Source organism: Zobellella maritima (genome assembly GCF_003075035.1).
GTDB classification, from domain to species: Bacteria; Pseudomonadota; Gammaproteobacteria; order Enterobacterales; family Aeromonadaceae; genus Oceanimonas; species Oceanimonas maritima.
This window is the reverse complement of record NZ_QCZE01000004.1, coordinates 47,542-70,523: the sequence shown is the minus strand read 5'-3', so window position 1 is coordinate 70,523 and position 22,982 is coordinate 47,542. Positions and strand designations below refer to the sequence as shown.

Here is a 22,982-nt window from a genome sequence, read left to right as displayed (position 1 = left end):
AGGCCGGATGAGGCACTTGCTGACCCTGGCCGAGTAAGCCGGACCAGGAGGCAAACGAAATCGGCCCCGACGGTATGAGCGCCGGGACCGTTTACTGATCGACTCTCAATCGGTTACTTGGACATCAGCTCGGTCACGCCGGCCTGAGCCTGCCTGCCGCGGGGCCACAGGCCAATCACCACCTGTGAGGCCACCGCCAGGGCACCGATGATAAACACCACGTCACCGAAGGTACGCACCCAGCGCAGGGTCTGCAGCAGGCCCTGCTGCATAAAGCTTTCGCTGCGTGCGTACCAGAGGCCTTCGCTGGCGCTGGCCACGAACTGGATGATCCCCACCGGCAGCACGCTGGTGAACAGCATCAGCACCAGGCCACCGTTGAGCCACCAGAAGGCGGTTTTCATCAGCGATTCGTTAAACACCATGTTGGGACGGATATAGCGCAGTACTAACAGGGTGAAGCCCAGGGCCAGGAAGCCGTAGACACCGAACAGGGCCGCGTGGGCATGGGTCGGCGTGGTGTTCAGGCCCTGGATATAGTAGAGCGCGACCGGGGGGTTGATCATAAAGCCCATAACCCCGGCGCCCAGCATGTTCCAGAATGCCACGGCGATAAAGAACAACAACGGCCACTTCACGTTTTCCATCCAGGGGGCGCGGTGCTTCAGGCTCCAGTTTTCCCAGGCTTCGTAGCCCAGTACCACCAGGGGGACCACTTCCAGCGCGCTGAAGGTGGCGCCAACGGCCATCACCGGGGTGGTGGTGCCGGAGAAATACAAGTGGTGGAAGGTACCCGGGATACCACCGAGCATAAACAGCGAGGCGGAGGCCAGGCTGGCAGTGGTGGCCATGCGCTTGGATACCAGCCCCATGTTGCAGAAGATAAAGGCCATGGCAGTGGCGGCGAACACTTCAAAGAAGCCTTCCACCCACAGGTGCACTATCCACCAGCGCCAGTATTCCATCACCGAAATATGGGTGCGTTCGCCGTAGAAGAAGCCGGCACCGTAGAACAGGCCGATGGCGGCGCAGGAGGCGGTGAGCAGGGCCAGCAGGTGCTTGTCACCGGGCTGACGCAGGGCGGGGACGATGCCGCGCAGCATCAGCACCAGCCACAGCACGATACCGATGAATTTGCCGATCTGCCACAGGCGGCCTAGGTCGACATATTCATAGCCCTGATGGCCCAGCCAGAAGCTCAGGTCGGCGGGCATGATCTGGGCAATGGCCAGGTAGTTGCCGGCGAAGCTGCCGACCACCACGGCGATCAGGGCCCAAAACAGCACATCCACCCCCAGTTTCTGGAACCTGGGATCCTTGCCGCCGTTGATGATGGGGGCCAGGAACAGGCCGGCAGCCAGGAAGCCGGTGGCGATCCAGAACAGGGCACTTTGCAGGTGCCAGGTGCGTACCAGGCTGTAGGGGAACCACTTGGACAGTTCAAGACCATAGAAATGCTGGCCTTCCACCGTGTAGTGGGCGGTGATGCCACCCATCATTACCTGAAAGGTGAACAGGGCGACCACCAGGAACAGGTATTTTCCCAGCGCCTTTTGGGATGGTGTCAGCTTGAAGCTGGTCAGCGGATCCCTGGCCGGGGCCTCAGGGTGCAGTTCGTCTTCCTTGCGCAGGAAGGCCCAGGCCCAGATCAGGCCGCCGACACCGGCGATCAGCAGGACCACACTGGTGATGGACCAGATGATGTTTTCTGCGGTGGGTTTGTTGTCGATCAGCGGCTCATGGGGCCAGTTGTTGGTATAGGTTGCCTCACCGGCGGTACGTTCTGTGGCGGCGGCCCAGGCGGTCCAGAAGAAGAAGTTGGTCATTTGCTCGCGGCGTTCGGCGCTTGGCAGGGTGTCTTCCTTCATGGCGTAGCTCTGGCGGGTGCCCCGCAGTTCGGGAGCGTCGCTGAACAGACGGCTGTAGTAGTCGGCGGCACCGGCCATGGCCTGGGCACGGCGCTCGGAAATCACCAGTACGTCGTTGGCTTCATCGTAGGTATTGGCGCGGTATTCCTTTTTCAGCCGGTGCTGCAACAGCGCCTGCTGCTCTTCGTCCAGGTTGGCGTAGTGGGTGCCGAATTCATCATGGGCAGCCAGGTCCAACCAGATCATCAGTTCCCGGTGCAACCAGTCGGCGGTCCAGTCCGGCGCCTGGTAGGCGCCATGGCCCCAGATAGAGCCGAGTTGCATGCCGCCCACCGATTGCCAGGCGGTCTGGCCATCGAGGATACTTTCTTCGGTCATCAGCAGGGTGCCATCGGTGGTGACCACCTGGGCGGGAATGGGGGGCGCCACCCGGTAGACTTCCCGGCCAAAATAGCCGAGTACGCAAAAGGTAATACCCAGTACGATCAGCAAGATCGTCCATAGGCGACGATAGTTAGCCATGTTGCACCTCCTGGTGCTTGTTGGAATTGGAAAGATAGTCCTGGTCGAACAGCAGGTTGTTCTCCAGGTGAATGTGTTGCAGTAAATCGTCTTTGAATTCGGTCAGCCCGGCATAGAGGGCACGCCAGGTATTGCAGGCCCCCGGCGGCAGCTCCAGATCTCTGGCCAGGCGCACCATCCGGGCCAGGGCTTCATCATGCTCGTCGTGCTCCAGGCGCATGATGGTAATGGGGCCCCGGGCCTGGTCAGCGAGGTGGCGCCTGAGCATGGGAAAGAGGATTTGTTCTTCTTTCTGCATATGGCTTTCCAGCTCCTGACGCATGGCGTCCAGGTGGTCGGCCAGACCGTGGGGGCATTCCGCCTTGTCGCCGTGAACCAGTTCGACCCGGCGGGCCAGGCGCAGCAATTCTGTCAGCTGTTCACGATGGACCGCATGATATCGATCAAGAATATGGCCGATCAGGGTACTTATCGGTTCGTTGGTCCAGCTCTTTGCTTGATCATGCTGGGCGAGCAGGGTTTCCAGGCCGGCAACCACCAGAGCGGGAACTATGCCCTGCTCTGCCAGTACCTCACCCAGCAGGCGCTGGCCATTACAGCAGAAGTCCAGCTGGTAATGATGGAATATGCGGCTGGCGCCGGGCAGGTCCCGGGCGATCACGCCGATGGGTTGGTCAAGCAGGTTCATGGGTGTTATCTCCTTGTGGCAAGATGCTCACCCATAAATAGGCATTTAACATGCCAGTTTTTACTTTGTTGATTTATAATAATTTATTATTTTTATGGTAATAAATACCCTATTGATTTAGGGTGTTTATTACCCGATATAGGTAAAAAATACCATGTTGCAGGATATCCTTCTGGCCGATCTCACCACCGAGCTACCCAGCGCCGTACGGCTGCAAAATCTGGTGCGCACCCTGCGTGAATATTTTCACTGTGGCGCCGTCTGTCTGCTCCGGCTGGACGATGACGCCCTGAGCCCGGTGGCGGTGGACGGGCTGGCGCGCGAGGTGCTGGGGCGGCGCTTTCTGGTTGGTCAGCACCCCAGGCTGGCAGCCATCCTGGCCAGTCGCAGCACGGTATCGTTTCCGCCCGACTCCACCCTGCCGGATCCCTATGACGGCCTGGTTGAGCATCACCTGGGCGAACCGCTGCGGGTACACGACTGCATGGGCATCAGCCTGCATGTGGAGGGGGAGTTGTGGGGGGTGCTGACCCTGGATGCGTTGCAGGCGGGGACCTTTGATCTGGATGCCCGGGACAGCTTGCAGCGCTTTACCCTGACGGTGGAGGCGGCGGTACGCATGACCCGGCTGGAGCAGGAGGTGCGCGGCTTGCGCCTGGTGCGCCATGATGCCCATGAGCCGGTAACGGCCCATGACAAGGGCGAGATCCTGGGGCAGAGTGCGCAGCTCAAGCATCTGTTGCAGGAGCTGGATGTGGTGGCCGACTCCGATTTGCCGGTGTTGCTCACCGGAGAGACCGGGGTGGGCAAGGATCTGTTTGCCCACCGGCTGCATCAGCGTTCGCGCCGTCGGCGGCGGCCGCTGGTGCAGGTCAACTGCGCTGCCCTGCCCGAATCCCTGGCCGAAAGCGAGTTGTTCGGCCATGTGAAAGGCGCCTTTTCCGGCGCCGGCAACGCCCGGGCCGGGCGCTTCGAGGCCGCCGACGGCGGCACCCTGTTTCTGGATGAAGTGGGTGAGTTGCCGCTCGGCATCCAGGCCAAGTTGCTGCGGGCCTTGCAGAATGGCGAGATCCAGCGGCTGGGGGAAGACGAACCACGCAAGGTCAATGTACGGGTGATTGCCGCCACCAACCGCCAGCTGCATGACAGCGTGCGCGACGGTCATTTTCGCGCCGATCTGTACCACCGGTTGTCGGTATATCCGGTGCCGATCCCGCCTTTACGCGAGCGGGGCAGCGATGTGCTGGTACTGGCCGGGCACTTCCTGGAGCTGAACCGGGGCCGGCTGGGGGTGCGCAGCCTGCGCCTGTCAACGGCCTCCGAACAGGCCCTGTGCGGCTACGGCTGGCCGGGCAATGTGCGCGAGCTGGAGCATGTGATCAGCCGCGCGGCGCTCAAGGCCATCAGCCGGGGCGCGGCGCGGGAAGACATCATCACCTTGGAGCCCGAGCTGCTGGATCTGGCCGGCAATCTGCACCAGCCTGTCGCTGATGTAGAAGCCGTGGCTGTAACAGCCCCCCGCTCGCCGGCTCAGCCCCTGGTCAGCCTGCAGCAAGCAACCAATCAGGCTCAGCGCCGGGCCGTAGAGCAGGCGTTGAGTGAATGCAGGAACAACTGGGCCGCCGCCGCTCGACTGCTGGAAATAGATCCCAGCAACCTGCATAAGCTGGCGAAGAGATTGGGATTGAAGTAAGTCGTGAGCTGGCCATTAGCACCGGCTATCCGGGGTGTCATGTGGGAGCATGGGAGAGCGTCTCCCTTTATTCCCGGAGCCTGGCCTTGGTGGCGAGAAACTTGCCCTTGCCGACCGGCACCAGGCAGCTGGTAAAACCGGGATCGGACGCAACCCGCCGGGTAAACTCGGCCAGCTCCTGTTGATGCGAAAGCGCATTGTCGACCACCAGCAGGCCGCCGGGGCGCAGCACGGATTGCAGGCTGGGCCACCAGCCGAGGTATTTGGAACGCTCCGAGTCGAGGAAGATCAGATCCTGGGAAGCGGGCGCCAGCCGGGACAACAACCGACCGGCCTCGATACAATGTGACTCGATAACCCCGTCCAGGCCGGCGGCGGCAAAATTTTCCCGGGCCATGGCACATTTGGGTTCGGCGTATTCCACCGTTATCACCTTGCCGCCGGTGATATGCGCGGCTTCCGCCAGCCAGAGGGTGGAATAGCCGTTGGAGGTGCCTATTTCCAGGATATGCCGCGCCGCTGTGGCCTGTATCAACACCGACAGAAACTCGCAGGTATCCCGGGGGATATTCAGCATGCGTTTGGCTCGATCCTGGTTGGCGGCGTCGTGCTGCCGGCCAAATTGCTCCAGCTCCCGTTTTAGTTGTTCAAGCTGTGAGTGCATATAATTCCCCTTATGTGCCCGTCGGCTAAAAGTCGCCGCGTCTCCCCCTGGAACCCCGCATAAACCGGGCTTCAATCAGTATTGTCGCTACCCGAAAAACGGCGGACATAGTCTGCTATTTGGTTCTCTGCCTCCGCCAGGGCCCCGACTTTGACTTTAGTGGGGGGCGACCTGTTCCCTCATGGTGGAGGCGGTGGCCATTGAGGTTTTCATCATTGCCAATAGCGCCCCTTCGGTGGCGGCTATTGGGGCGGGGAGGTGGCCAGGGGGCCTTGATGGGCTCTGTGCTCGATCGGGGATGAGGTGAAAATAACCAGGAGCATGCCCGCCACAATGAGCATCACACCGGCACTGCGGCCAAGGTTGATGGGACGGGCGGCGAGTCCCATCAGGCCGAATTGATCGATGATCAACGCCGCTATCATCTGCCCGGCCATCACGCACACAATCAATCCGGTTGCCCCCAGTCGAGGTGCCAGCATCAGGGAGGCAGAAAGGTAAACTACGCCGAGGATCCCCCCTGCCCATATCCAGGTCGGCATCTGCAGCGCTTGGCCGAAAAAGGGCGAAGGGACCCGCATGGCCAGCAGGACAGGGACCAGCACCAGCAGGCTGACCGTCAGAGAGATAAGGGTGGCCCACAGCGGGTGGCCCAGGGCCCGGCCGAGAGCGGCGTTGCTGGCGGACTGTGGCTCTGTTAGAACCCTGTCCGTCCAGTCCTTACCCTGCAGTAAAGCACGCCCGAGCATGACTCGGGCGTGCTTTACTACGTACCGCTTGGCGGCTCCGGCATCAGCTCTCGGCTGGCGATTGAGACGGCTTTTCGCGCGGGAAGTGAATGTCTTCTTCTTTTTCACCGGCATGGGGGTCATGGAAGCGGGTCAGGTCCATGGCGCCTTCGCTTTTACCCACGATACAGGTGACCACCGCATCACCGGTGATGTTCACGGCGGTGCGGATCATGTCCAGCAGGCGGTCCACGCCGATGATCAGTGCAATACCTTCCACCGGCAAGCCGACCTGGTTGAGTACCATAGCCAGCATGACCAGGCCGACTCCAGGTACACCTGCGGTGCCGACAGAGGCCAGGGTGGCGGTCAGGATAACCATCAGGTAATCGTTGAAGCTCAGATCGATATTAAAGGCCTGGGCGATAAAGGCGGTAGCCACCCCCTGCATGATGGCAGTGCCGTCCATGTTGATGGTGGCGCCCAGCGGCACGGTAAAGGAAGAGACCCTGTTGTCCACGCCCATGCGTCGGGTGGTGGTTTCCATGGTCACCGGAATGGTGGCATTGGAGGAGGCAGTGGAGAAGGCGAACATCACTGCGTCTTCCATTTTTTTCAGGAAAGTAAACGGACTCAGGCCGGTAAACGCCTTGAACATCAGGGTGTAGGTGACCAGGGCGTGTAGCAGCAGGGTGCCGGCCAGTACCAGGAAGTATGCCATCAGGTTGATGATGGCATCCAGGCCCAGGCTGGTAAATAGCTGGGCCATCAGGCAGAACACCCCATACGGCGCTATATTCATCAGCAGCGCCACCAGCTTCATGATCACTTCGTTGAAGTCATTGAACAGGGCGGCGATGCGCTCTCCCGGCTTGCCGGCCAGGCTGATGGCAATACCGAACAGTACGGCAAACACGATGATCTGCAGGGTGTTGCCCTGGGCCATGGAGTTGATGGGGTTGGTGGGGAACATGCCGATGATCACTTCGCCCAGAGAAGGTGCTTCCTTGGCGGTGAAGCTGGAGGCGGTTGTCAGATCCACCCCCTGGCCCGGCTGGAACAGGTTGCCCATTAGCAGCGCCAGGCTGATGGCAATGGCGGTGGTGGTCAGATAGAAGGCCAGGGTCTTGCCGCCGAGACGACCCAGGGTGGCAAGATCCTTCAGCGAACTGGTGCCGCACACCAGAGATACGAAAATCAGCGGGACCACCAACATCTTCAGGCTGGCGATAAAGATCTGGCCCCCAACCTGCAGCAGGCCGTCGACCAGGTAGTCATGTACAAAGGGAACATCTTCCAGCAGGGTGCGGAAAATAAAACCGACGACGATGCCAAGGCTCATGCCCAGCAGGACCCGGCCAGTCAGCGACATCTTTTTTGAGTTGGTACGCATGGGTGGATACTCCTTATCCAAGGATTGGTTTGGTATTAAAGGATTGAAAACAGTGTAGTTCAGCCATCAGCTCGGAAGACGAGGGCTAAAACCAAAGCGTACTTTTAGGCAACTTTGGTGCCACTTGTAAAAAGTTTTTATAGGTGGCTGTTTTATAATTGAAAAGAGAATATCTGTCGGGGGCGTCGGAGCAGGGGAAGGGGTATAACCAGGGGCATGGCTTTACCCGCTATTTTTGGCTTAAATTATATTAATCAGATAGATACTCGGATTTCTTGTGGTTATACCCCATGACTGTGGTTATAGGGGGTTGTTTGGTCGTATCTGTGTCCGGGTCGGGATGCCGGCTGGCTGTCTGCATGCGTCAGATACGGTTTTCACCGCAACGAGCGCGACCCTGGCCGGCAAAGCGCACGGCCAAATCATACTGGTTATGGCTGCCGACCGGCGTGAGAATCTTCACTCCCTGGTGTCCTGGAAACCGTGAAGACGCGGCTATGATCTCGTCCAGCCAGAGCTCATGGCCAGCCATGGCATCCTGCCTGACTTGATGGTTGATCAACACGAATATCCAGGTAGGCACCCTGGTATTTTGCTCTGTCACCCTCTGCTCCCTGTCACGGTCAAGGCAATGGCGGGGCCTGTAGCGGCTCGCCATCATAGCCGTAAACTTCCCCGAAGCGGCCGCTGTTGTCGTTCCAGTCCGCCAGGGCCTGTGCAATATCGGCCTTGCTGTGGCCGACGAAGTTCCACCAGATGAAAATGTCCTCATCGAGCGGTTCGCCCCCCACCAGCAAGACACGCGAGCCCGGTGTCAGACTGATGGAAATGTCACTGCGATGGAGTCCGAGATACGCCAGCTCGTTGACCGTGAAGCATTCTCCCTGGAGTTCCAGGTTGCCTTCCAGCACGAAGAGACCGTATTCAAAATCCGGCTGGAGGGAGAGGGTCGTGCTCACCTGCCGGGTGGCGTATAGGTCTATCCCCACCAGAGGGGAGAATGTCAGGGTCGGGGCCTTGTGGCTCAGGTAGTCGCCGACCAGCAGGGTATAGTCGAGGCCGTCTCTGGACCAGGTGGGAAGCCTGGGGTAATGGTCAAACCGGGGCGGTGTGTCTTTATCGGCCAGGGGCAGGGCAATCCACAGCTGGGCACCGTGCAGGCTCTGCCCGCCAGATACCGATTCTTCGGTATGGGCAATACCGTGGCCGGCGGTCATCAGGTTCACCTGATGGGGGCGGATCACCTGCTCGTTGCCGAGGCTGTCCCGGTGCAGCACTTCGCCTTCCAGCATCCAGGTGAAGGTTTGCAGGCCGATATGCGGATGCGGACCCACCCGCAGACCCGGGCTGTTATCCGTAAAGGTGACGGGACCGGCATGGTCGAGAAAGCACCAGGCACCGATCAGCCGTCGTTGTTTGGTGGGGATGGCGCGGGCCACCGGTATGCCGCCGACGTCGGCGGTGCGTGGAGCCAGGCGCTGGATCTGGTGTTGTCCGTCCACCTGCGGGCATTCGCGGGACGAGCCGAAGCTTGCCGCCCATTGGGTGTTGCTCATATGACCTCCGGAATCTTGTCTGCACAACAACTGTTATAGCCTGTCCGGCAAGGTCGTGCCTTGCCGGACAGGCGCCCGGTTAGTTACCTGCCGCCAGTTAGCTCATGGCGCCGAAGCGACCGCCGTTGAAGTCGGCGATGGCCTGACGGATCTCGGCCTCGCTGTTCATCACGAAGGGGCCGTAACCCACCACCGGCTCCTGTAGCGGCTCGCCGCTGAGCAGCAGCAACGAGGCGTCGCTGTTGGCTTCGATGGTGAGCTGCTCGCCCTTGGGGTCGAACATCACCATCTGCGCATCATGGGTCAGGGCGGTGCCGTTGATCTGCACAGTGCCGTGCAGCACGATCAGCATCGTGGTCCAGTTTTCCGGCAGCGAGAATGTCTGCGAGCCGTTCCGGTTAAGACGCAGATCCCATACCTGCATCGGCGAAAAGGTACTGGCCGGGCCTGCTTGCCCGTCAAACTCCCCGGCAATCACCCGCAGCCGCCCTGCGTTTTCGGACAGCGGCACGACCGGGATATCCTTGTTTTCAATCGCCTGATAGCCGGGTCGGGTCATTTTGTGTTTGGCCGGCAGGTTGACCCACAGCTGGACCATTTCCAGGACGCCGCCGGTTTGGGTGAACGCCTCGGAATGGAATTCCTCGTGCAGGATGCCCGCGCCCGCCGTCATCCACTGCACGTCGCCCGGGCCTATTACCCCGCCCTTGCCGGTGGAGTCGCGATGGGCCACTTCCCCTTTGTAAACGATGGTGACGGTTTCAAAGCCCCGGTGCGGATGCTCACCGACGCCTCGCGGACGGGATCCTGCCGTAAACTCGGCCGGGCCGGCGTAATCCAGTAGGAGGAAGGGACTGAGCTGCTCGCCTCGATCCTGGTAGGAAAACAGTGAGCGCACGGGAAAGCCATCGCCCACCCAATGGGAATTCGGTGCTGTGTATATGCCGCTGACTTGTTTGATCATGCTTGCTCCGGTCGCTGAGTGAACGATGGAGTCAAGTGTAGTTATGGCGTCGGGTTGGGAGTAGATGGTAAATTTGAGTAACAGTGTTCTATATGGTGAACGATGGGCTGATCATGCAGGATCTCAACGATCTTTATTATTACGCGGCCGTGGTTGAACATGGCGGCTTCGCTCCCGCCGGGCGGGCCCTGGGGATACCCAAGTCGAAGCTGAGCCGGCGTATCGCTTTGCTTGAAGAGCGGATCGGGGCCAGGTTGCTGCAGCGTTCCACCCGCCATTTTTCGGTGACCGAGGTGGGCCAGACCTTCTATGCTCACTGCAGGGCGATGCTGGTCGAGGCGGAAGCGGCGCACGAGGCAGTGGCGATGACCCATGCCGAGCCCTGTGGCGTGGTGCGTGTGACCTGTCCGATTGCCCTGCTCTATGCCCATATCGGTGTCATGCTGGCGGATTTCATGGGGCTATACCCTCAGGTCAAAGTGTATCTGGAGGCGACCAACCGGCAGGTCGATCCGGTGGGTGAGGCGATCGATATGGCGATTCGGGTTCGGCCGCCCCCCATCGAAGACAGCGAACTGGTGATGCGGACCTTCTCGGATCGTGGCCAATGTCTGGTGGCGAGCCCGGGACTGTTGGCTCGGTGCGGCTCCCCCAGGGAGCCGGGGGAGCTTGGCGCGCTGCCGAGCCTGGCACTAGGCAATGCGCCCCAGGAGCGCTATGTCTGGGAGCTGGGTGGACCCGGTGGGACCCATGCCCAGGTTGATCACCAGCCCAGGTTTGTTACCACCGATATGTTCGCGCTGCGCACGGCGGCCGTCGCGGGGGTGGGAGTAGTGCAGTTACCGGTGATGATGGTTACCCGGGAGCTGGCCAGTGGTGCCCTGGCTCGGCTGCTGCCCCAATGGCAACCCCCGCGGGAGATCATTCATGCGGTGTTTCCATCCCGGCGAGGGCTGCTGCCCTCGGTGCGGGCTCTGCTAGACTACCTGGCCGAGCGCTTTGCCGAGTTGGATGAGGACTAGCCGCCCCGCCGGGCAATCTCCTCTATCTCCACTATCTTCGAGCGGCTGATGACGATTTTCCAGCGCTGGATCAGCGGTGGCAGCTCGCCCTGTACTTCCCGGGTGACCAGGTTAATCAGGTAACGTTTTTCCACCGCTGTTCGGGACACCTGACCATCCTTGAGCTGGTAAACCCGATGGGAGCCTTTTTCCATCAGTTTCGACAGCAGGCTTAGATCCAGCTGCAGGGTCTCCCGGGTTTGTTCGTAACCGCTGAGGAAGCGGGTGGGCAGCATGCGGGAATGGCTGCCGTAATGCATGATGAGTTCTTCCCGCTGGCTGACGGTGGCCCGGCGGGCAGCCTTGATATCTTTGTCCAGCCGGGAGGAGCGCATGTAGTCGAACCATTCCAGTTGACGGCCGACCGGTTGATTGCTGTGCACATCAAAATACCGCCGCCGCCACTTGGGGCGCCCCTTGCGTAACCAGCGCCACAGGGTATTGCGCAGGTCATCCTTGAATATTTCCCGCAGGGCATAGAGCACGCCCAGCGCCAGGATCACCATCAATGACACGCCGCCCAGGGTTTCGCGTAGCTCATAGGCGGTGAGCGATACCGAGGTCATCAGCACTGCTGTCACCAGCCCCTTGAGCAGTTTCTGCTCGCCGCCGCCCAGTTCCCGGGTTTTTTCTTTGAGGGTGACCGGATACTCGATCAATCGTCGCAGCAGGCGCATCTTGTTGGAAATCCGCGACAGCCCTTCCGTGGTGTGTACCGAGTTGTATTGCAGGGCCTCCCTGTGCTGGCGCTCGACGTCACAGACGGCCAGCAACTGATCTTTGATGACCTTGTAGTCGGCATTGCGGGGTAGATAAGCGACCAGCGACAGCAGCCTCTGTTCGGTAAACCAGGAGAGGTAGTTATCGATGTTGGCGTAATACTTGAGCAGGGTCTCATCCGCGGGCACATTGCGCCTGAGTCGCTTGAGGATATCTTGGGAGAGGGTGATAAAGTCTTCCACTGCTTCCCGGATGTCGTCCTCCTGGCTGTTGCGCAGTTCCCGGCTGGTTTGTTCCAGTCCGACCACATACTGGTAGGCATACAGGCTGAGGCTGAGGCGGTACTGCTCGGTGGCCAGTTTGTCCCGGCTGGCCAGCCGGCTGTGCACCAGGGGCAGATTCTGTCGGTCGCTGAAGTAGGTACGTTTTACATGAATGGCGTTGTGGTAGAACTCTTCTTCCGGTACCACATGGGTGTTCAGGCCCAGCTCGCCGGGGATAAACAGGTAGAGATCCAGCTTGTGGGTGGTCGCCTCCCGCAATATCCGGGAGATCTTGATATTAAAACCGTCTTTCTGCTCGACAGTGATCAATGACCGTGGCTCTCCAAAAAAACAAGAGTAATAACAATATATTAAATTGACGGGGAAGGGGAGGTAGAAGTGCTCCGTCTTGTTGGCGACAGGACGGAGCATGGTCGTCGTTAGTCCAGACTCTGGCCGCAGCCCTGGTAGCTGTGGCCGTTCAGCTCGATGTTGACCCGAGCGGGCAGGGGCTCACCACTCATGTCATCCTGGCAGGCTTGCTCTGTGATGATCACGCTCAGCCGATGGGTGTCGGTGGTGGCCTGATAGCGGGTCTGGTGTGCTGACTTATCGTGCTTGGCGTCGAAAGCCGGCACGATAAGGGTATTTTCACCGTAGTTGTAGCTGAAGGAAAGCTTGTCACCGGCGGTGATCTCCAGCAGCCAGCCGGGCTCGTTACCGGTGGCGCGGAAGCTTACACCGCGCAACCGGGCATCTTCCCGAATGCCTGCCCGCCTGTCTTCCCGGCAATCCTGGTAGACTCGCTCGCCGACTTCCAGCCGGGCCAACTCACCCTTGCTCCAGATCATGGCATGGTCGTTCTGGTAGCGGGCACCACTGGCGGAGATGCTGTGGGCCAGCAGCTGGTAGGGCAGCTTGAAGCCGTCCGGCAGCCACAGACCGAGTTCGTCCTTTTCCTGATCGTACTGGGTGACAAACTCGAATGCGGCGCCGTTCTTGGGTGAACACCGATAGACCCGGGTCGTTGCCGAAGGGGATGGCCGCAGGGCCCGGGCATCTGACACCTGTTTCAGCACCAGCTCCACCTGGCCGGTGGGCTGGCCCTGGGTCAGCACGCCGTGGTAGCGGTCCGTGGTCCACATCAGCCGGCCTTGGTCATCGCGGATCTCGCCGCGTACCGCATAGCGGTGGGCCTGATTGATGGCGTTGCTGTCATAGCTGAGGCTAAACGGCAGCGGCACCTGGCGGCCTTCGGTGATAAAGGCGTGTTCGGCCAGCTGGGTAGCGGGGGCACCGGCCAGGCTGACATCAAGCAGGGTGACCTGTACCCGGGCGTTATCCGGCAGGCCGATGCGCTGCAGGTAGGTCAGGGTGCCGGTGAGGGTTTCCTGCTCGCCGGCCGTGTCGGGCTGCTCATCGGAGCAGGCGCTCAGGGTCATGGCAAACAACAGTGGCAGGGACGCAAGGCGTATGGTCATCATGGGGTCATATCCCGTACAAGGCCCGTCCCTGGGACATAAGGTCAGATTGATACTTATTGGCTCGGGCTCAAACCAGGCTTTATGTGGATGGCCAAGTCTGAGTCTGATACTGACGATAATATTGGCATGCAGCACCGAAAAAAAACAAGGTTCCCGGCCCATCCCGGGTTCGGCGACACCGAAATCCCGGTGTTTGCGCCATGAACTGACTAATGATTCGGATCTAGACGGCAAGCGCCGAGTTAGCCGACAAGAAAGAAATAGCAGGCCAGCAGGCTGATACAGGCCAGGTTGAGCACAAAACCCGCCTTCATCATCTGTCTCTGGTGGATAAGGCCACTGCCGAACACGATGGCATTGGGCGGGGTGGCGACCGGCAGCATAAAGGCGCAGGACGCCGCCACGGCAATCACGGATGCTACCATCACTGGTGTCAGCCCCAGGCTTTCGGCCACCGCAGCAAATACCGGTACCAGTAGCGCGGCACTGGCGGTATTGGAGGCCAGCTCGGTGAGAAATACCACGAAGGCGGTCACGACCAGCAGGATCACGAAGGGGCTGGCCTCGACCAGCAGCTCGGACAGTACATTGGCCAGAAACAGACTGGTACCGGTATCACGCAACACGCTGCTCAGGGTCAGACCGCCCCCGAACAGCAGCAGCACCCCCCAGTCGGTATGCCGGGCGATTTGCTGCCATTCGGCCACCCTGCAGAGACCGATCAGCACAATGGCAAACAGGGCGACCAGGGTATCGAAGGCGGCCAGTCCGCCGAGGGCGGCTGCGATGGGAGTCGAGAAAATCCACAGGCCGACGGTCAGAGCAAAGATGATCAGGGTGATTTTCCGTTTGCCGGTCCAGTCCATGGCTTCCGTTGGTGCGTCAATACGCTGATTAAGCCGGGGGCGGAACAGCAGGTACAGGATGATGATGGTGATCGGTAGCAGTATCAGGGTGATAGGCAGTCCCAATGCCATCCAGTCCACGAAACTCAGGCCCACCTCGGCGGCGGCAATGGCATTAGGTGGGCTGCCTACCAGGGTGGCGATGCCGCCGATGCTGGCGCTATAGGCAATGCCGAGCAGGACAAACACATAGGTGGCCTTGTGTTGCTGCTGATCCAGGCAGCTGAGCAGGCCCAGAGCCAGCGGCAACATCATGGCAGCGGTGGCGGTATTGCTGATCCACATGGAGAGGAAGGCGGCGGTCAGGAACATCAACAATACCGCTATGCTCAGGCGTCCGTTGGCCAGGCGCAGGATACGGCTGGCAATCAGCCGGTCCAGTCCCTGGCTGTGCATGGCCGCCGCCAGGGCAAAGCCTCCCAGAAACAGGAAAATAATGGGGTTGGCAAAGTTGCTCAGTGCGTCTCCCGTGGCCAGTATACCCATGGCGGCAGCCAGCAGTGGCACCATCAGTGCGGTAATGGTGATGTGCACGGCTTCGGTCAGCCATAATACGGCAATAAAAATCAGCAGGCTCAATCCCTTGTTGACGTCGGGTTCGAAAGGAAGGGCGGTCAGCAGGATGGCAAACAGCAGGGTATCGGCCAGCAGGATCCCTCCTTTGATACTGAACCGGGGTGATGTTGGCGGTGTGTCTGTGATCATGTTTTTGCTAACTCCTTTGTGGTTAAAACATGGTGTCCGAGGTGAAGTAATGGCGGCGGAGCCCCAAGGATGGGTTTACGGCGAGTAGAGGCAACAGAAACCGCCTCCCTCGACTGTGCTATGCCAAGGAGGCATTGCCGAGCCCCCATGGATGGTGTCATAGCGTGTCGTGGGAGACGGCTGTGTCGCCTCTGTAACTCTGCCCCAAAGACCAGATCTACCGGGGCTGGTATTATTGCTGGGCGTCGGTCAGGGTCTTGCCGTGCTCGGTCCAGAATGTCTTGGCGCCCTCGTGCAGCGGGGTCACTATGCCCATGGTGCCGGAGTCGATAGTCATGGCGCTGGCAGCCTGGGACACCGAGGACATGAACTTCAGGCCTGCCTCCGAATAGATTTCCTTCAGGCTGTTGTACACCTGCTCCGGGGACAGATGGCGGCCCGCCACCCAGAGGGCAGAGTCCTGCACCGTGACCACATCGTAGTCCACCCCCGAGTAGGTGCCGGCGGGGATGGTCACCTGGGCATAGTAGGGGTGGTCGGTGAACAGGGTACCTTGCTCGGCGGCGGCAAAGACCTGCAGCAGGCGGATCTTGTTGCTGGACGCAGCCTGGATGACGGAGGCATTGGGGAATCCGGCGAACACCCACAAGGCATCGATCTGACGGTCACCCAGCGCCGAGGCACCCTGGTTGTAGCCGATATACTGGGGCTTAATGCTGTCCCACAGACCCGCCCCTTCGAAGAAGCGCTGGGCGGAGGCGGCGGCACCGGAGCCGGCCGGACCGACCGCCACATTTTTGCCGGCCAGCTGGGATACCTCGGTGATGCCGGAGCCATCCAGCACGATCAGGTGGGCCGGCGCACCGTAAAGATAAGAAAGGGCATGGACGTTGCGGTATTTACGGGTGTCTTCGGTGAGTTTGCCATTCTGGCCCAGATAGATGTCACCCGAATAGACGATACCGAAGTCGGCGTCCCTGGAGTTCACCCGACGCAGGTTCTCCACTGAGCCGGCGGAAGCCATATTGGACACCTCGACCCCTTCCAGGTTGCGGGACAGCCTGGTGGCAATGCCGTTGGAGAAATACTGGAAGGTGCCGCCATCCGGACCGCCGGAAAAGGCCAGGCGTTCGGTTGCTTGGCTCGGGGTGCTGGCTCCAAAGCCCGCGACGGCCACCATGGTGGCGGCGATCAGGGTTTTGGACGGTTTGAACAGTTGTTTTAACATCATGGTTATTTCCTCTTTGTAATGGTTTTTCTTGCGGTCTTCCCTGAGAAAGTTGCGCGACGGTCAGACGCGCTCGGGTACGGTTAATACCGGAATATGGGACTTTCGGATCAGCCGTTCGGTGGTGGAGCCGAGCAGCAGTTTCTCCACTCCGTGGCGGCCATGGCTGCCCATGACGATCAGGTCAGCATCCAGCCGATCGGCCTGGGCCAGGATTTCTTCTGCACCGGGGCCCATTACCACATCGGTGCTCAGCTCGCCGGGGTAATGGGCAAAAAAGCGCTGGCGGAAATCGTGCATGTCGCTGACGGCCTGGGTGGTGACTTCCCTGACGAAGGCGTCCATCACACTGGCGGGGATCCCCCGCCTGTGGGTGTCGCCCAGCTCGGTGATCACATGCAGCAGGTGCAGGCGGGCGCCCTGGCTCTGTGCCAGCTGGGTGGTTAGTTCGACCGCCCGGGCGGCGTCTTCGGAAAAATCGGTGGCGTATAAAATCAACTCTATCTGGGCCATGGTTGTCATCCTCAACTGGCGTTGGAGTGGCTGGTCTTGTTTACGGAGGCGGCGGCGCTTTCCCGCTGCAGCCACCACACCAGGGCGACGATGGCCAGGCCCAGGGCGTCGGAAAGCAGGGTCGGCCAGTACAGCAGCAGGGTGCCGGCCCCCAGCAGCAGCCATTCATGGAGCCGGGTCTTGCGGCGCAGGTAGCCCATGGAAAAGGCGCCGAAGGCGATGGTGCCCAGGGTGGCAGACACAAAGGCCACCATGATTTCCAGTACGGTGCCATCCAGCAGTATGGCCGGTACATAGGCGAACAGCAGCGGCATCACATACAGCATCTTGGCGTATTTGAACGAGGTCCAGCCGGTCTTCCAGGGATCCGATCCGGCGATGGCGGCGCCGGCATAGGCGGCCACGCATACCGGCGGTGTGATGTTGGAGTCCTGGGACAGCCAGTAGACGATCATATGGGCGGCGATGGCGGCGACCCCGAACTCGCCCAGGGCGGGCACGGCCAGCACGGCGACAATCAGATAGGCGGCGGTGACCGGCACACCCATGCCCAGTACCAGCGAGGCCAAGGCCACCAGGCCGAGGGCCAGTAACAGGCTGTCACCGGCCATGGAGATGATCAGATCCGAGAACTTCAGGCCCATGCCGGTGAGCGAAATGGTCCCGACGATGACGCCGATCACCCCTATGGTGGCGCCGACGATCAGGGTGTTACGGGCGCCGACCTGGACGGCCTCCCAGATTTCCTTCGGTCCCATGCGGGTATCCTTGTTGACCCAGCTGACCGCGATACAGGACAGGGTGGCCCAGAACGCCGAGTTGCCTGCCGAGCGGCCACTGAGCAGCAGGACGGTGATGATCACCAGGGGCAGGGCATAATACCAGCCGGCTTTGAACACCGTCTTCCAGTGGGGGATGTCTTCGCCCTCAATGCCCACCAGGCCGTGCTTCTTGGCTTCGAAGTGCACCATGCAGTAGACCGATAGGAAGTACAGCAGCGCCGGCCCGATCGACAGTATCATGATGGTGGAGTAGGGGGTGCCGGTCAGTTCGGCCATCAGGAAGCCCCCCGCACCCATGATCGGCGGCAGGAACATGCCCCCGATGGAGGCCGCTGGCTCTATGGCGCCGGCCACATGGGGCTTGAAGCCGGCCCGTTTCATCATGGGGATGGTAAAAGCCCCGGAAGACACGGTATTGGCGATGGCGGAGCCGGACACAGAGCCGAACAGGGCGGAGGAAATCACCGCCACCTTGGCCGGGCCCCCGGTCGACCGGCCGGCCAGGGCCAGCGGCAGGTCGATAAAGAACTTGCCGGCGCCGGATTTTTGCAGGAAGGCACCGAAGAAGATAAACAGGATTACATAGGTAGCCAGCACGCTGGCCATGACCCCGAACACCCCGTTGGTGGTCAGGAACAGGGCGGTGGCCAGCCGCTCGAAGCGGAAGCCGCGGTGGGCCAGGATGTCGGGCAGATAGGGTCCGAACAGGGCGAAGGCCATCATGCCGACCCCGATCAGGGTGATCGACCAGCCCAGCACCCGGCGGCATATTTCCAGCGACAGCAGCAGGCCGACAATGCTTACCAGCATGTCGACTTCGTTTTCGGCGCCGGCCCGGTAGTTGAGCACTTCGAACTGGCTGATCCAGTACAGCACTGTGCCGGCGGTCATGGCAGCCAATATCACATCACTGGCGGTGGGACTGTTGTGGTTACGCCTGTTCAGCCATTGGTCCAGGGGCAGCAGCATGGCGGCAAAGGGCAGGATCAGCCACAGGGTATAGTGCAGCTTGTCCAGATCCTGCTCCAGCGCCAGGCCCAGGCCGTCGTACTCCCAGGTTTCCCGGAACAGGGTGAGCTGCTGGTAGAAGGCGGTGGGAGAGTCGTAGATCACAAAGCAGCTGACCAGTACCGACAACAAGGTGGCGGCAATCAGCGACAGGCCGCCATGGGCGGTGCGGCTGCCGGCCGGATAGAGCAGAAACACCAGTATAAAGGTGATCAGCACATAGATGCCCAGGTGGTACTGGGTACTGAGGGCGGAGACCCCGGCCCCGTAGAAGTAGACCACCACCATGATGGCGGCCAGGGCCGATACCAGCCAGCCCCAGGGGCCGGTGAGCTTGCGCTCGGTCTTGGCATCTTTTTCCATCAGCTCCTTGAGCTTTTTCTGCTCCTCGGGGCTGAGGTTGTCGAGGGGGTGTTGAGCGTTTGACATCATTACCTCTATTGGTTCACCGGCTGCCTGCCTGGCGGTCCGGGTGGCCATTGGCCTTCCTTGTTTCCTGCCTGTGTTCACGATGGTGGGCACAGGCGCTGGCGTACGCATAATCCTCATGTAGCAAAGTATGGGCCAGTTATTAAAATCCCTTTAAAGACTGGGCGATTATTTACATATTGGCTATGAAGCCGCCGATATTTATTAACTTGGTGGTGGCTGAGGCTCGAAAATGGGTGGGAATACGCCAATTCTTATAGAGGGATGGGGGGATTTCCGCCGTTTTGTTGGTAAACGGCCGTATCAGTGCGGGTAACGGCGATGAGTTAGGGGAAGCGGGAAGAGCTTGGTCGAGCCGGCCCGGGAAATTGGGTGGAAATCCACCCATATGTCTAGGGAGCCGGTGTGCGCTCAGCCCTTGTAGTCGTTCTTGTCCAGGTTGTGCTTTTTCATCTTGTCGTACAAAGTCTTGCGCGGCAGCTGCAGGCTCTCCAGGGTGTCCTTGATGGAGCCGCCGTGGCGGGCCAGCTCGGCCTGGATCAGCATCTTTTCAAACTGGTCGACCCGGACCGCCAGGCCCTGGCCATGATCGCCGCCGGATTCGGTTATGGGCTGGTTGTCGAAGTCGAAGGTGCAGGCCTCGCCCAGTAACACATAGCGTTCGGCCAGGTTGCGCAGCTCTCGCACATTGCCGGGCCAGTCGTGGCTGATCAGCCGGTGGGTGCGTTCCGCCGACAAGGGCGGTATCTCCCGCTGGTAGTGGGCGGAAGCAAGCAGGGCGAAGTGCTGGAACAGCAGGGGAATATCCTGGGCCCGGGCCCGTAGCGGCGGGATATCGATGCGCACCACATTCAACCGGTAGTAAAGGTCCTGACGGAACTGGCCCGTTTCCGCCTGCACCCTGAGATCGGCCTTGCTGGCGGCTATGATGCGGATATCCAGGGGGATCAGCCGGTTGGAGCCGAGCCGCTCTATGGCCCTTTCCTCCAGTACCCGCAGCAGCTTGATCTGCAGGCTGATGGGCATGCTCTCTATTTCATCGAGAAACAGGGTGCCGCCCTGGGCATGTTCGAACTTGCCGATACGCTTGTCTTTGGCATCGGTAAAGGCACCCTTTTCATGGCCGAACAGCTCGGATTCGATCAGGCTCTCCGGCATGCCACCGCAGTTGATGGCGACAAAGTTGTGCTCCCGGCGGGGGCTGTGTTCATGGATATAGCGGGCCAGCAGATCCTTGCCGGTACCGGTTTCCCCCATCAACAGTACATCGGCCGGGGTGCCGGCCACCGTCTGCACCAGCCGGCGCAGTTGCTGGACCGCCGGGGTGTTGCCGATGATGCGCGGACCCGGGGCGCTCTGGGCCTGCAGCTCCTGGCGCAACCGGCGGTTCTCCAGGGTCAGGGCGCGCTTTTCCTGGGCCCTGTGCACCACATCCAGCAGCAGATCGGCGGAGAAGGGTTTTTCGATAAAGTCGTAGGCACCGTTGCGGATAGCACTCACCGCCATCGAGATATCTCCGAAGCCGGTGATCAGGATCACCGGGATATCCGGATCTATGGCGGTGACGCCGGCCAGCAGCTCCAGCCCGGTCATGCCGGGCATATTGATATCGGTGACCAGCACTCCGGCAAACTCGGGATCAAGCAGCGTCAGGGCCTTGTCGGCCCGCTCACAGGCCACCACCTGATAGTCTTCCAGTTCCAGGGTCTGGCCGGCGGACAGACGGATATGGGGGTCATCGTCGACCAGGATAACGGTACGCTCTGCGCTCACTGGGTGATCTCCGGTTGTGGGGCGGGCCGGCCGCGTTTAAGGGTCAGGGTAAAGACGGCACCGCCCTTGGGGTGGTTGCCGGCCTGGAGCTCGCCTTCCAGGCTGTCGACGATGCGCTGGGAAATGGACAGGCCCAGCCCGAGCCCGGTGTCCTTGGTGGTGTAGAAGGGCTCGAAAATGTGCTCCAGTGCCTCCGGGCTCAACCCCGGTCCCTGATCGTGCAGGGTCAGGGTCACGCGGTCGGTGGTACAGCTCAGGCCGATGTCTATCACCGGCCGGGCCTGTCCGGCCATGGCCTGCAGGCCATTGCTCAGCAGATTCACCAGTACCTGTTCCAGCCGGCCGATATCGGCCCGCACATGATACTGCTCCAGCCCGTCGGGCCAGTTGATCCTGGCCTGCTGCTTTTCCAGCTGGCCGACCAGGATGGCCATGACCCCCTGGCGGACACGTTGCAGGTTGACCACGGCATTGGCCTCGCCGCTATGCCGGGCAAATTCCTTTAGCGGCTGCAGTATCCTGGCCATGCGCTCGGCCAGCCCGGTGATCTCGCCCAGGTTGGTGTCGACCGCCTCTGTCTTATTCCGGGCCAGCAGCTTGCGGCCATTATCGGCGTAATGGCGGATGGCGGTCAGGGGCTGGTTCAGCTCATGGTTGATACCGGCGGACAACTGGCCAAGCACCGCCAGTTTGGCGGCCTGGATCAGTTCTTTCTGGGTCTGCCGGTGCTGGCTGATTTCCTGCTGTAGGCGGCGGTTGCTGAGGGTCAGCTCCTCGGTGCGTTGTATCACCCGCTGTTCCAGCGCTTCGTGCGCCTGTTGCAGCTGGGCATCAAAATGCTGCTTGAGTCGGTGGCGGGCCTGCAGGAACAGCACCAGTGCGGCGAGAGCCAGATACAGAGTCAGGCCGATGGCCAGGGTCTGCCAGATACGGGTCTGCAGCGGCCGCAGGTTGGACAGTACCGCCACCCGCATGCCGGCGTCGGGCATCAGTCGGCTGAGCAGCAGGTACCGGCCCTGGCTGTCGTTGCCGTTGGCGTCTGAGTCGTTGAGGGTCAGCAGGATGTCTCCAGCCGGGGTGGACTGATGGCGGATGATATCCAACGGCAGCAGGGGGGCGTCTCCATACCGCCGGCTGGCGACCAGCTGGCGGATGTATTCCGGGGTCAGATGGGGAGGGCCTGCCGGCCTGGATGCGGCTTGCAGGGCGATGACATGATTACCGTAATATGGGTTACCAGGACCGACTGGCGACGGATATGTCAGGGTGCGAAAGCGCCAGTGGGCGCGGGTGGAGATGAAAATCACCCCGTCTTCGTCCATCACCAGTATATCCAGCAGGGGATCGCTCCAGTCGGCTTCTATATCTTCCAGATCGACTTTCACTACGACCACGCCGATGATCTGGTCGGCCAGTCGTACCGGGTAGGAAAAGAAGTAGCCGCGTACCCCTGAGGTATTGCCGAGGGCAAAATAGCGGCTGGCCGCGCCTTCTGCCGCTTGCTGAAAATAGGGGCGGAAGCTGTAGTCGTTACCGATAAAGCTGTGGGGCTGGTTCCAGTTGCTGGCGGCTCGGGTGATGCCATCGGTGTCGAGCAGGTAGCTGTCGGTGGCACCCATGGTGTCGTTGGCCCAGCTCAGATAGCGGTTGGCCCGTTTGACACGTACCGGATCGTCGGGGCTTTGCAGCAGTTGTACCAGCTGTTCCTGGTTGGCCAACAGCCGGGGCAGGTCTTTGTATCTATCCAGCTGGTGCTGCAGGTTCAGCATATAGCGGCTGAGGTTGGCATCGGCCCGGGTGCGAGCCTGCTCCATGGCCTGGTTGCGCGCCCAGCTGCTCAGCCCGTAGGCGAGCAGCACCATGCCCAGCAGCAGGAGCAACAGGGTAATGCGCTGGCCGGATGAGCCGGCGGGCAGGGTGTCGGGTGTTGAATGTCTCATCAGGATTAAATTATGACTCCTAGCGGTGGCGATTGAAATGGCGGCGGCACGCACGTCTTGAGTCTGCCTCGCCTTGGGGCGACAATGGCGGCTTT

18 protein-coding genes are annotated in these 22,982 nt (G+C 60.7%); 2 read left to right on the top strand and 16 right to left on the bottom strand.

The window, feature by feature from the left end:
* Positions 1–113 precede the first annotated feature (113 nt).
* Together DCS96_RS15615 and ytfE are read right to left on the bottom strand one after the other, a co-directional pair.
* Positions 114–2,390 carry a nitric-oxide reductase large subunit gene (locus DCS96_RS15615; protein WP_116475332.1) on the bottom strand — a complete coding sequence of 759 codons (2,277 nt, stop codon included), beginning with the start codon at positions 2,388–2,390 and terminating at the stop codon, positions 114–116.
* Positions 2,383–3,078, bottom strand: coding sequence for an iron-sulfur cluster repair protein YtfE (gene ytfE / locus DCS96_RS15610; protein ID WP_116475331.1), 696 nt, complete (start codon positions 3,076–3,078; stop codon positions 2,383–2,385). Before ytfE ends, DCS96_RS15615 begins: the two co-directional genes overlap by 8 nt.
* Before the next feature lie 154 nt (positions 3,079–3,232).
* Between ytfE and norR the strand changes: the two genes are divergently transcribed.
* Positions 3,233–4,771 carry a nitric oxide reductase transcriptional regulator NorR gene (norR, locus tag DCS96_RS15605; RefSeq protein WP_116475330.1) on the top strand — a complete coding sequence of 513 codons (1,539 nt, stop codon included), beginning with the start codon at positions 3,233–3,235 and terminating at the stop codon, positions 4,769–4,771.
* A gap of 67 nt (positions 4,772–4,838) precedes the next feature.
* On the opposite strand, the gene DCS96_RS15600 is transcribed toward norR, so the two are convergent.
* The 6 genes from DCS96_RS15600 to DCS96_RS15575 form a co-directional block, all read right to left on the bottom strand.
* A complete protein-coding gene (locus DCS96_RS15600) occupies positions 4,839–5,435 on the bottom strand; it encodes an O-methyltransferase (RefSeq protein ID WP_116475329.1) in 597 nt (198 codons plus the stop codon).
* Positions 5,436–5,677: 242 nt separating this feature from the next.
* Positions 5,678–6,184 carry a DMT family transporter gene (locus tag DCS96_RS15595; protein ID WP_116475328.1) on the bottom strand — a complete coding sequence of 169 codons (507 nt, stop codon included), beginning with the start codon at positions 6,182–6,184 and terminating at the stop codon, positions 5,678–5,680.
* A 43-nt stretch (positions 6,185–6,227) separates the two neighbouring features.
* A complete protein-coding gene (locus tag DCS96_RS15590; RefSeq protein WP_116475327.1) occupies positions 6,228–7,556 on the bottom strand; it encodes a dicarboxylate/amino acid:cation symporter in 1,329 nt (442 codons plus the stop codon).
* Positions 7,557–7,920: 364 nt separating this feature from the next.
* Complete coding sequence (locus DCS96_RS15585) at positions 7,921–8,160, bottom strand: hypothetical protein (RefSeq protein WP_116475326.1); 240 nt, start codon at positions 8,158–8,160, stop codon at positions 7,921–7,923.
* Between the two features lie 19 nt (positions 8,161–8,179).
* Positions 8,180–9,112, bottom strand: coding sequence for a pirin family protein (locus DCS96_RS15580; protein WP_116475325.1), 933 nt, complete (start codon positions 9,110–9,112; stop codon positions 8,180–8,182).
* 97 nt (positions 9,113–9,209) lie between these two features.
* Entirely contained in the window at positions 9,210–10,073 is an 864-nt protein-coding gene (locus DCS96_RS15575; RefSeq protein WP_116475422.1) for a pirin family protein, read from the bottom strand.
* A 95-nt stretch (positions 10,074–10,168) separates the two neighbouring features.
* On the opposite strand from DCS96_RS15575, the gene DCS96_RS15570 reads away from it, so the two are divergent.
* Positions 10,169–11,098: a LysR family transcriptional regulator gene (locus tag DCS96_RS15570; protein WP_232818296.1), complete on the top strand. Its 930-nt coding sequence runs from the start codon at positions 10,169–10,171 to the stop codon at positions 11,096–11,098.
* On the opposite strand, the gene DCS96_RS15565 is transcribed toward DCS96_RS15570, so the two are convergent.
* From DCS96_RS15565 to DCS96_RS15530, 8 genes are all read right to left on the bottom strand, one after another.
* Positions 11,095–12,450, bottom strand: coding sequence for a hypothetical protein (locus DCS96_RS15565; RefSeq protein WP_116475324.1), 1,356 nt, complete (start codon positions 12,448–12,450; stop codon positions 11,095–11,097). The two genes, DCS96_RS15570 and DCS96_RS15565, sit on opposite strands and share 4 nt — an antisense overlap.
* 110 nt (positions 12,451–12,560) lie before the next feature.
* Positions 12,561–13,604 carry a YbaY family lipoprotein gene (locus DCS96_RS15560; RefSeq protein ID WP_198650102.1) on the bottom strand — a complete coding sequence of 348 codons (1,044 nt, stop codon included), beginning with the start codon at positions 13,602–13,604 and terminating at the stop codon, positions 12,561–12,563.
* Between the two features lie 242 nt (positions 13,605–13,846).
* Complete coding sequence (locus DCS96_RS15555) at positions 13,847–15,214, bottom strand: DASS family sodium-coupled anion symporter (RefSeq protein WP_116475322.1); 1,368 nt, start codon at positions 15,212–15,214, stop codon at positions 13,847–13,849.
* Positions 15,215–15,446: 232 nt separating this feature from the next.
* The gene (locus DCS96_RS15550; RefSeq protein WP_232818295.1) at positions 15,447–16,445 is read right to left on the bottom strand and encodes a TAXI family TRAP transporter solute-binding subunit; all 999 of its coding nucleotides are present in this window, start codon (positions 16,443–16,445) and stop codon (positions 15,447–15,449) included.
* A 60-nt stretch (positions 16,446–16,505) separates the two neighbouring features.
* Positions 16,506–16,955 (bottom strand): universal stress protein, encoded by a 450-nt coding sequence (locus tag DCS96_RS15545; protein ID WP_116475321.1) that lies wholly within the window; start codon positions 16,953–16,955, stop codon positions 16,506–16,508.
* 11 nt (positions 16,956–16,966) lie between these two features.
* Positions 16,967–19,174 carry a TRAP transporter permease gene (locus DCS96_RS15540; RefSeq protein ID WP_116475419.1) on the bottom strand — a complete coding sequence of 736 codons (2,208 nt, stop codon included), beginning with the start codon at positions 19,172–19,174 and terminating at the stop codon, positions 16,967–16,969.
* Positions 19,175–19,585: 411 nt separating this feature from the next.
* Positions 19,586–20,947: a sigma-54-dependent transcriptional regulator gene (locus DCS96_RS15535; protein WP_116475320.1), complete on the bottom strand. Its 1,362-nt coding sequence runs from the start codon at positions 20,945–20,947 to the stop codon at positions 19,586–19,588.
* Positions 20,944–22,887, bottom strand: a complete 1,944-nt coding sequence (locus tag DCS96_RS15530; RefSeq protein WP_116475319.1) for a sensor histidine kinase — start codon at positions 22,885–22,887, stop codon at positions 20,944–20,946. Before DCS96_RS15530 ends, DCS96_RS15535 begins: the two co-directional genes overlap by 4 nt.
* Positions 22,888–22,982: the final 95 nt, after the last annotated feature.

What these genes read in the sequence shown, in the direction of transcription:
- DCS96_RS15580 (WP_116475325.1), bottom strand. Translation starts at nt 9,112, where the DNA reads ATGAGCAACACCCAATGGGCGGCAAGCTTCGGCTCGTCCCGCGAATGC.
- DCS96_RS15550 (WP_232818295.1), bottom strand. Translation starts at nt 16,445, where the DNA reads ATGATGTTAAAACAACTGTTCAAACCGTCCAAAACCCTGATCGCCGCC.
- DCS96_RS15555 (WP_116475322.1), bottom strand. Translation starts at nt 15,214, where the DNA reads ATGATCACAGACACACCGCCAACATCACCCCGGTTCAGTATCAAAGGA.
- DCS96_RS15545 (WP_116475321.1), bottom strand. Translation starts at nt 16,955, where the DNA reads ATGGCCCAGATAGAGTTGATTTTATACGCCACCGATTTTTCCGAAGAC.
- DCS96_RS15530 (WP_116475319.1), bottom strand. Translation starts at nt 22,887, where the DNA reads ATGAGACATTCAACACCCGACACCCTGCCCGCCGGCTCATCCGGCCAG.
- ytfE (WP_116475331.1), bottom strand. Translation starts at nt 3,078, where the DNA reads ATGAACCTGCTTGACCAACCCATCGGCGTGATCGCCCGGGACCTGCCC.
- DCS96_RS15615 (WP_116475332.1), bottom strand. Translation starts at nt 2,390, where the DNA reads ATGGCTAACTATCGTCGCCTATGGACGATCTTGCTGATCGTACTGGGT.
- DCS96_RS15600 (WP_116475329.1), bottom strand. Translation starts at nt 5,435, where the DNA reads ATGCACTCACAGCTTGAACAACTAAAACGGGAGCTGGAGCAATTTGGC.
- DCS96_RS15595 (WP_116475328.1), bottom strand. Translation starts at nt 6,184, where the DNA reads ATGCTCGGGCGTGCTTTACTGCAGGGTAAGGACTGGACGGACAGGGTT.
- DCS96_RS15590 (WP_116475327.1), bottom strand. Translation starts at nt 7,556, where the DNA reads ATGCGTACCAACTCAAAAAAGATGTCGCTGACTGGCCGGGTCCTGCTG.
- DCS96_RS15570 (WP_232818296.1), top strand. Translation starts at nt 10,169, where the DNA reads ATGGTGAACGATGGGCTGATCATGCAGGATCTCAACGATCTTTATTAT.
- norR (WP_116475330.1), top strand. Translation starts at nt 3,233, where the DNA reads ATGTTGCAGGATATCCTTCTGGCCGATCTCACCACCGAGCTACCCAGC.
- DCS96_RS15540 (WP_116475419.1), bottom strand. Translation starts at nt 19,174, where the DNA reads ATGTCAAACGCTCAACACCCCCTCGACAACCTCAGCCCCGAGGAGCAG.
- DCS96_RS15560 (WP_198650102.1), bottom strand. Translation starts at nt 13,604, where the DNA reads ATGATGACCATACGCCTTGCGTCCCTGCCACTGTTGTTTGCCATGACC.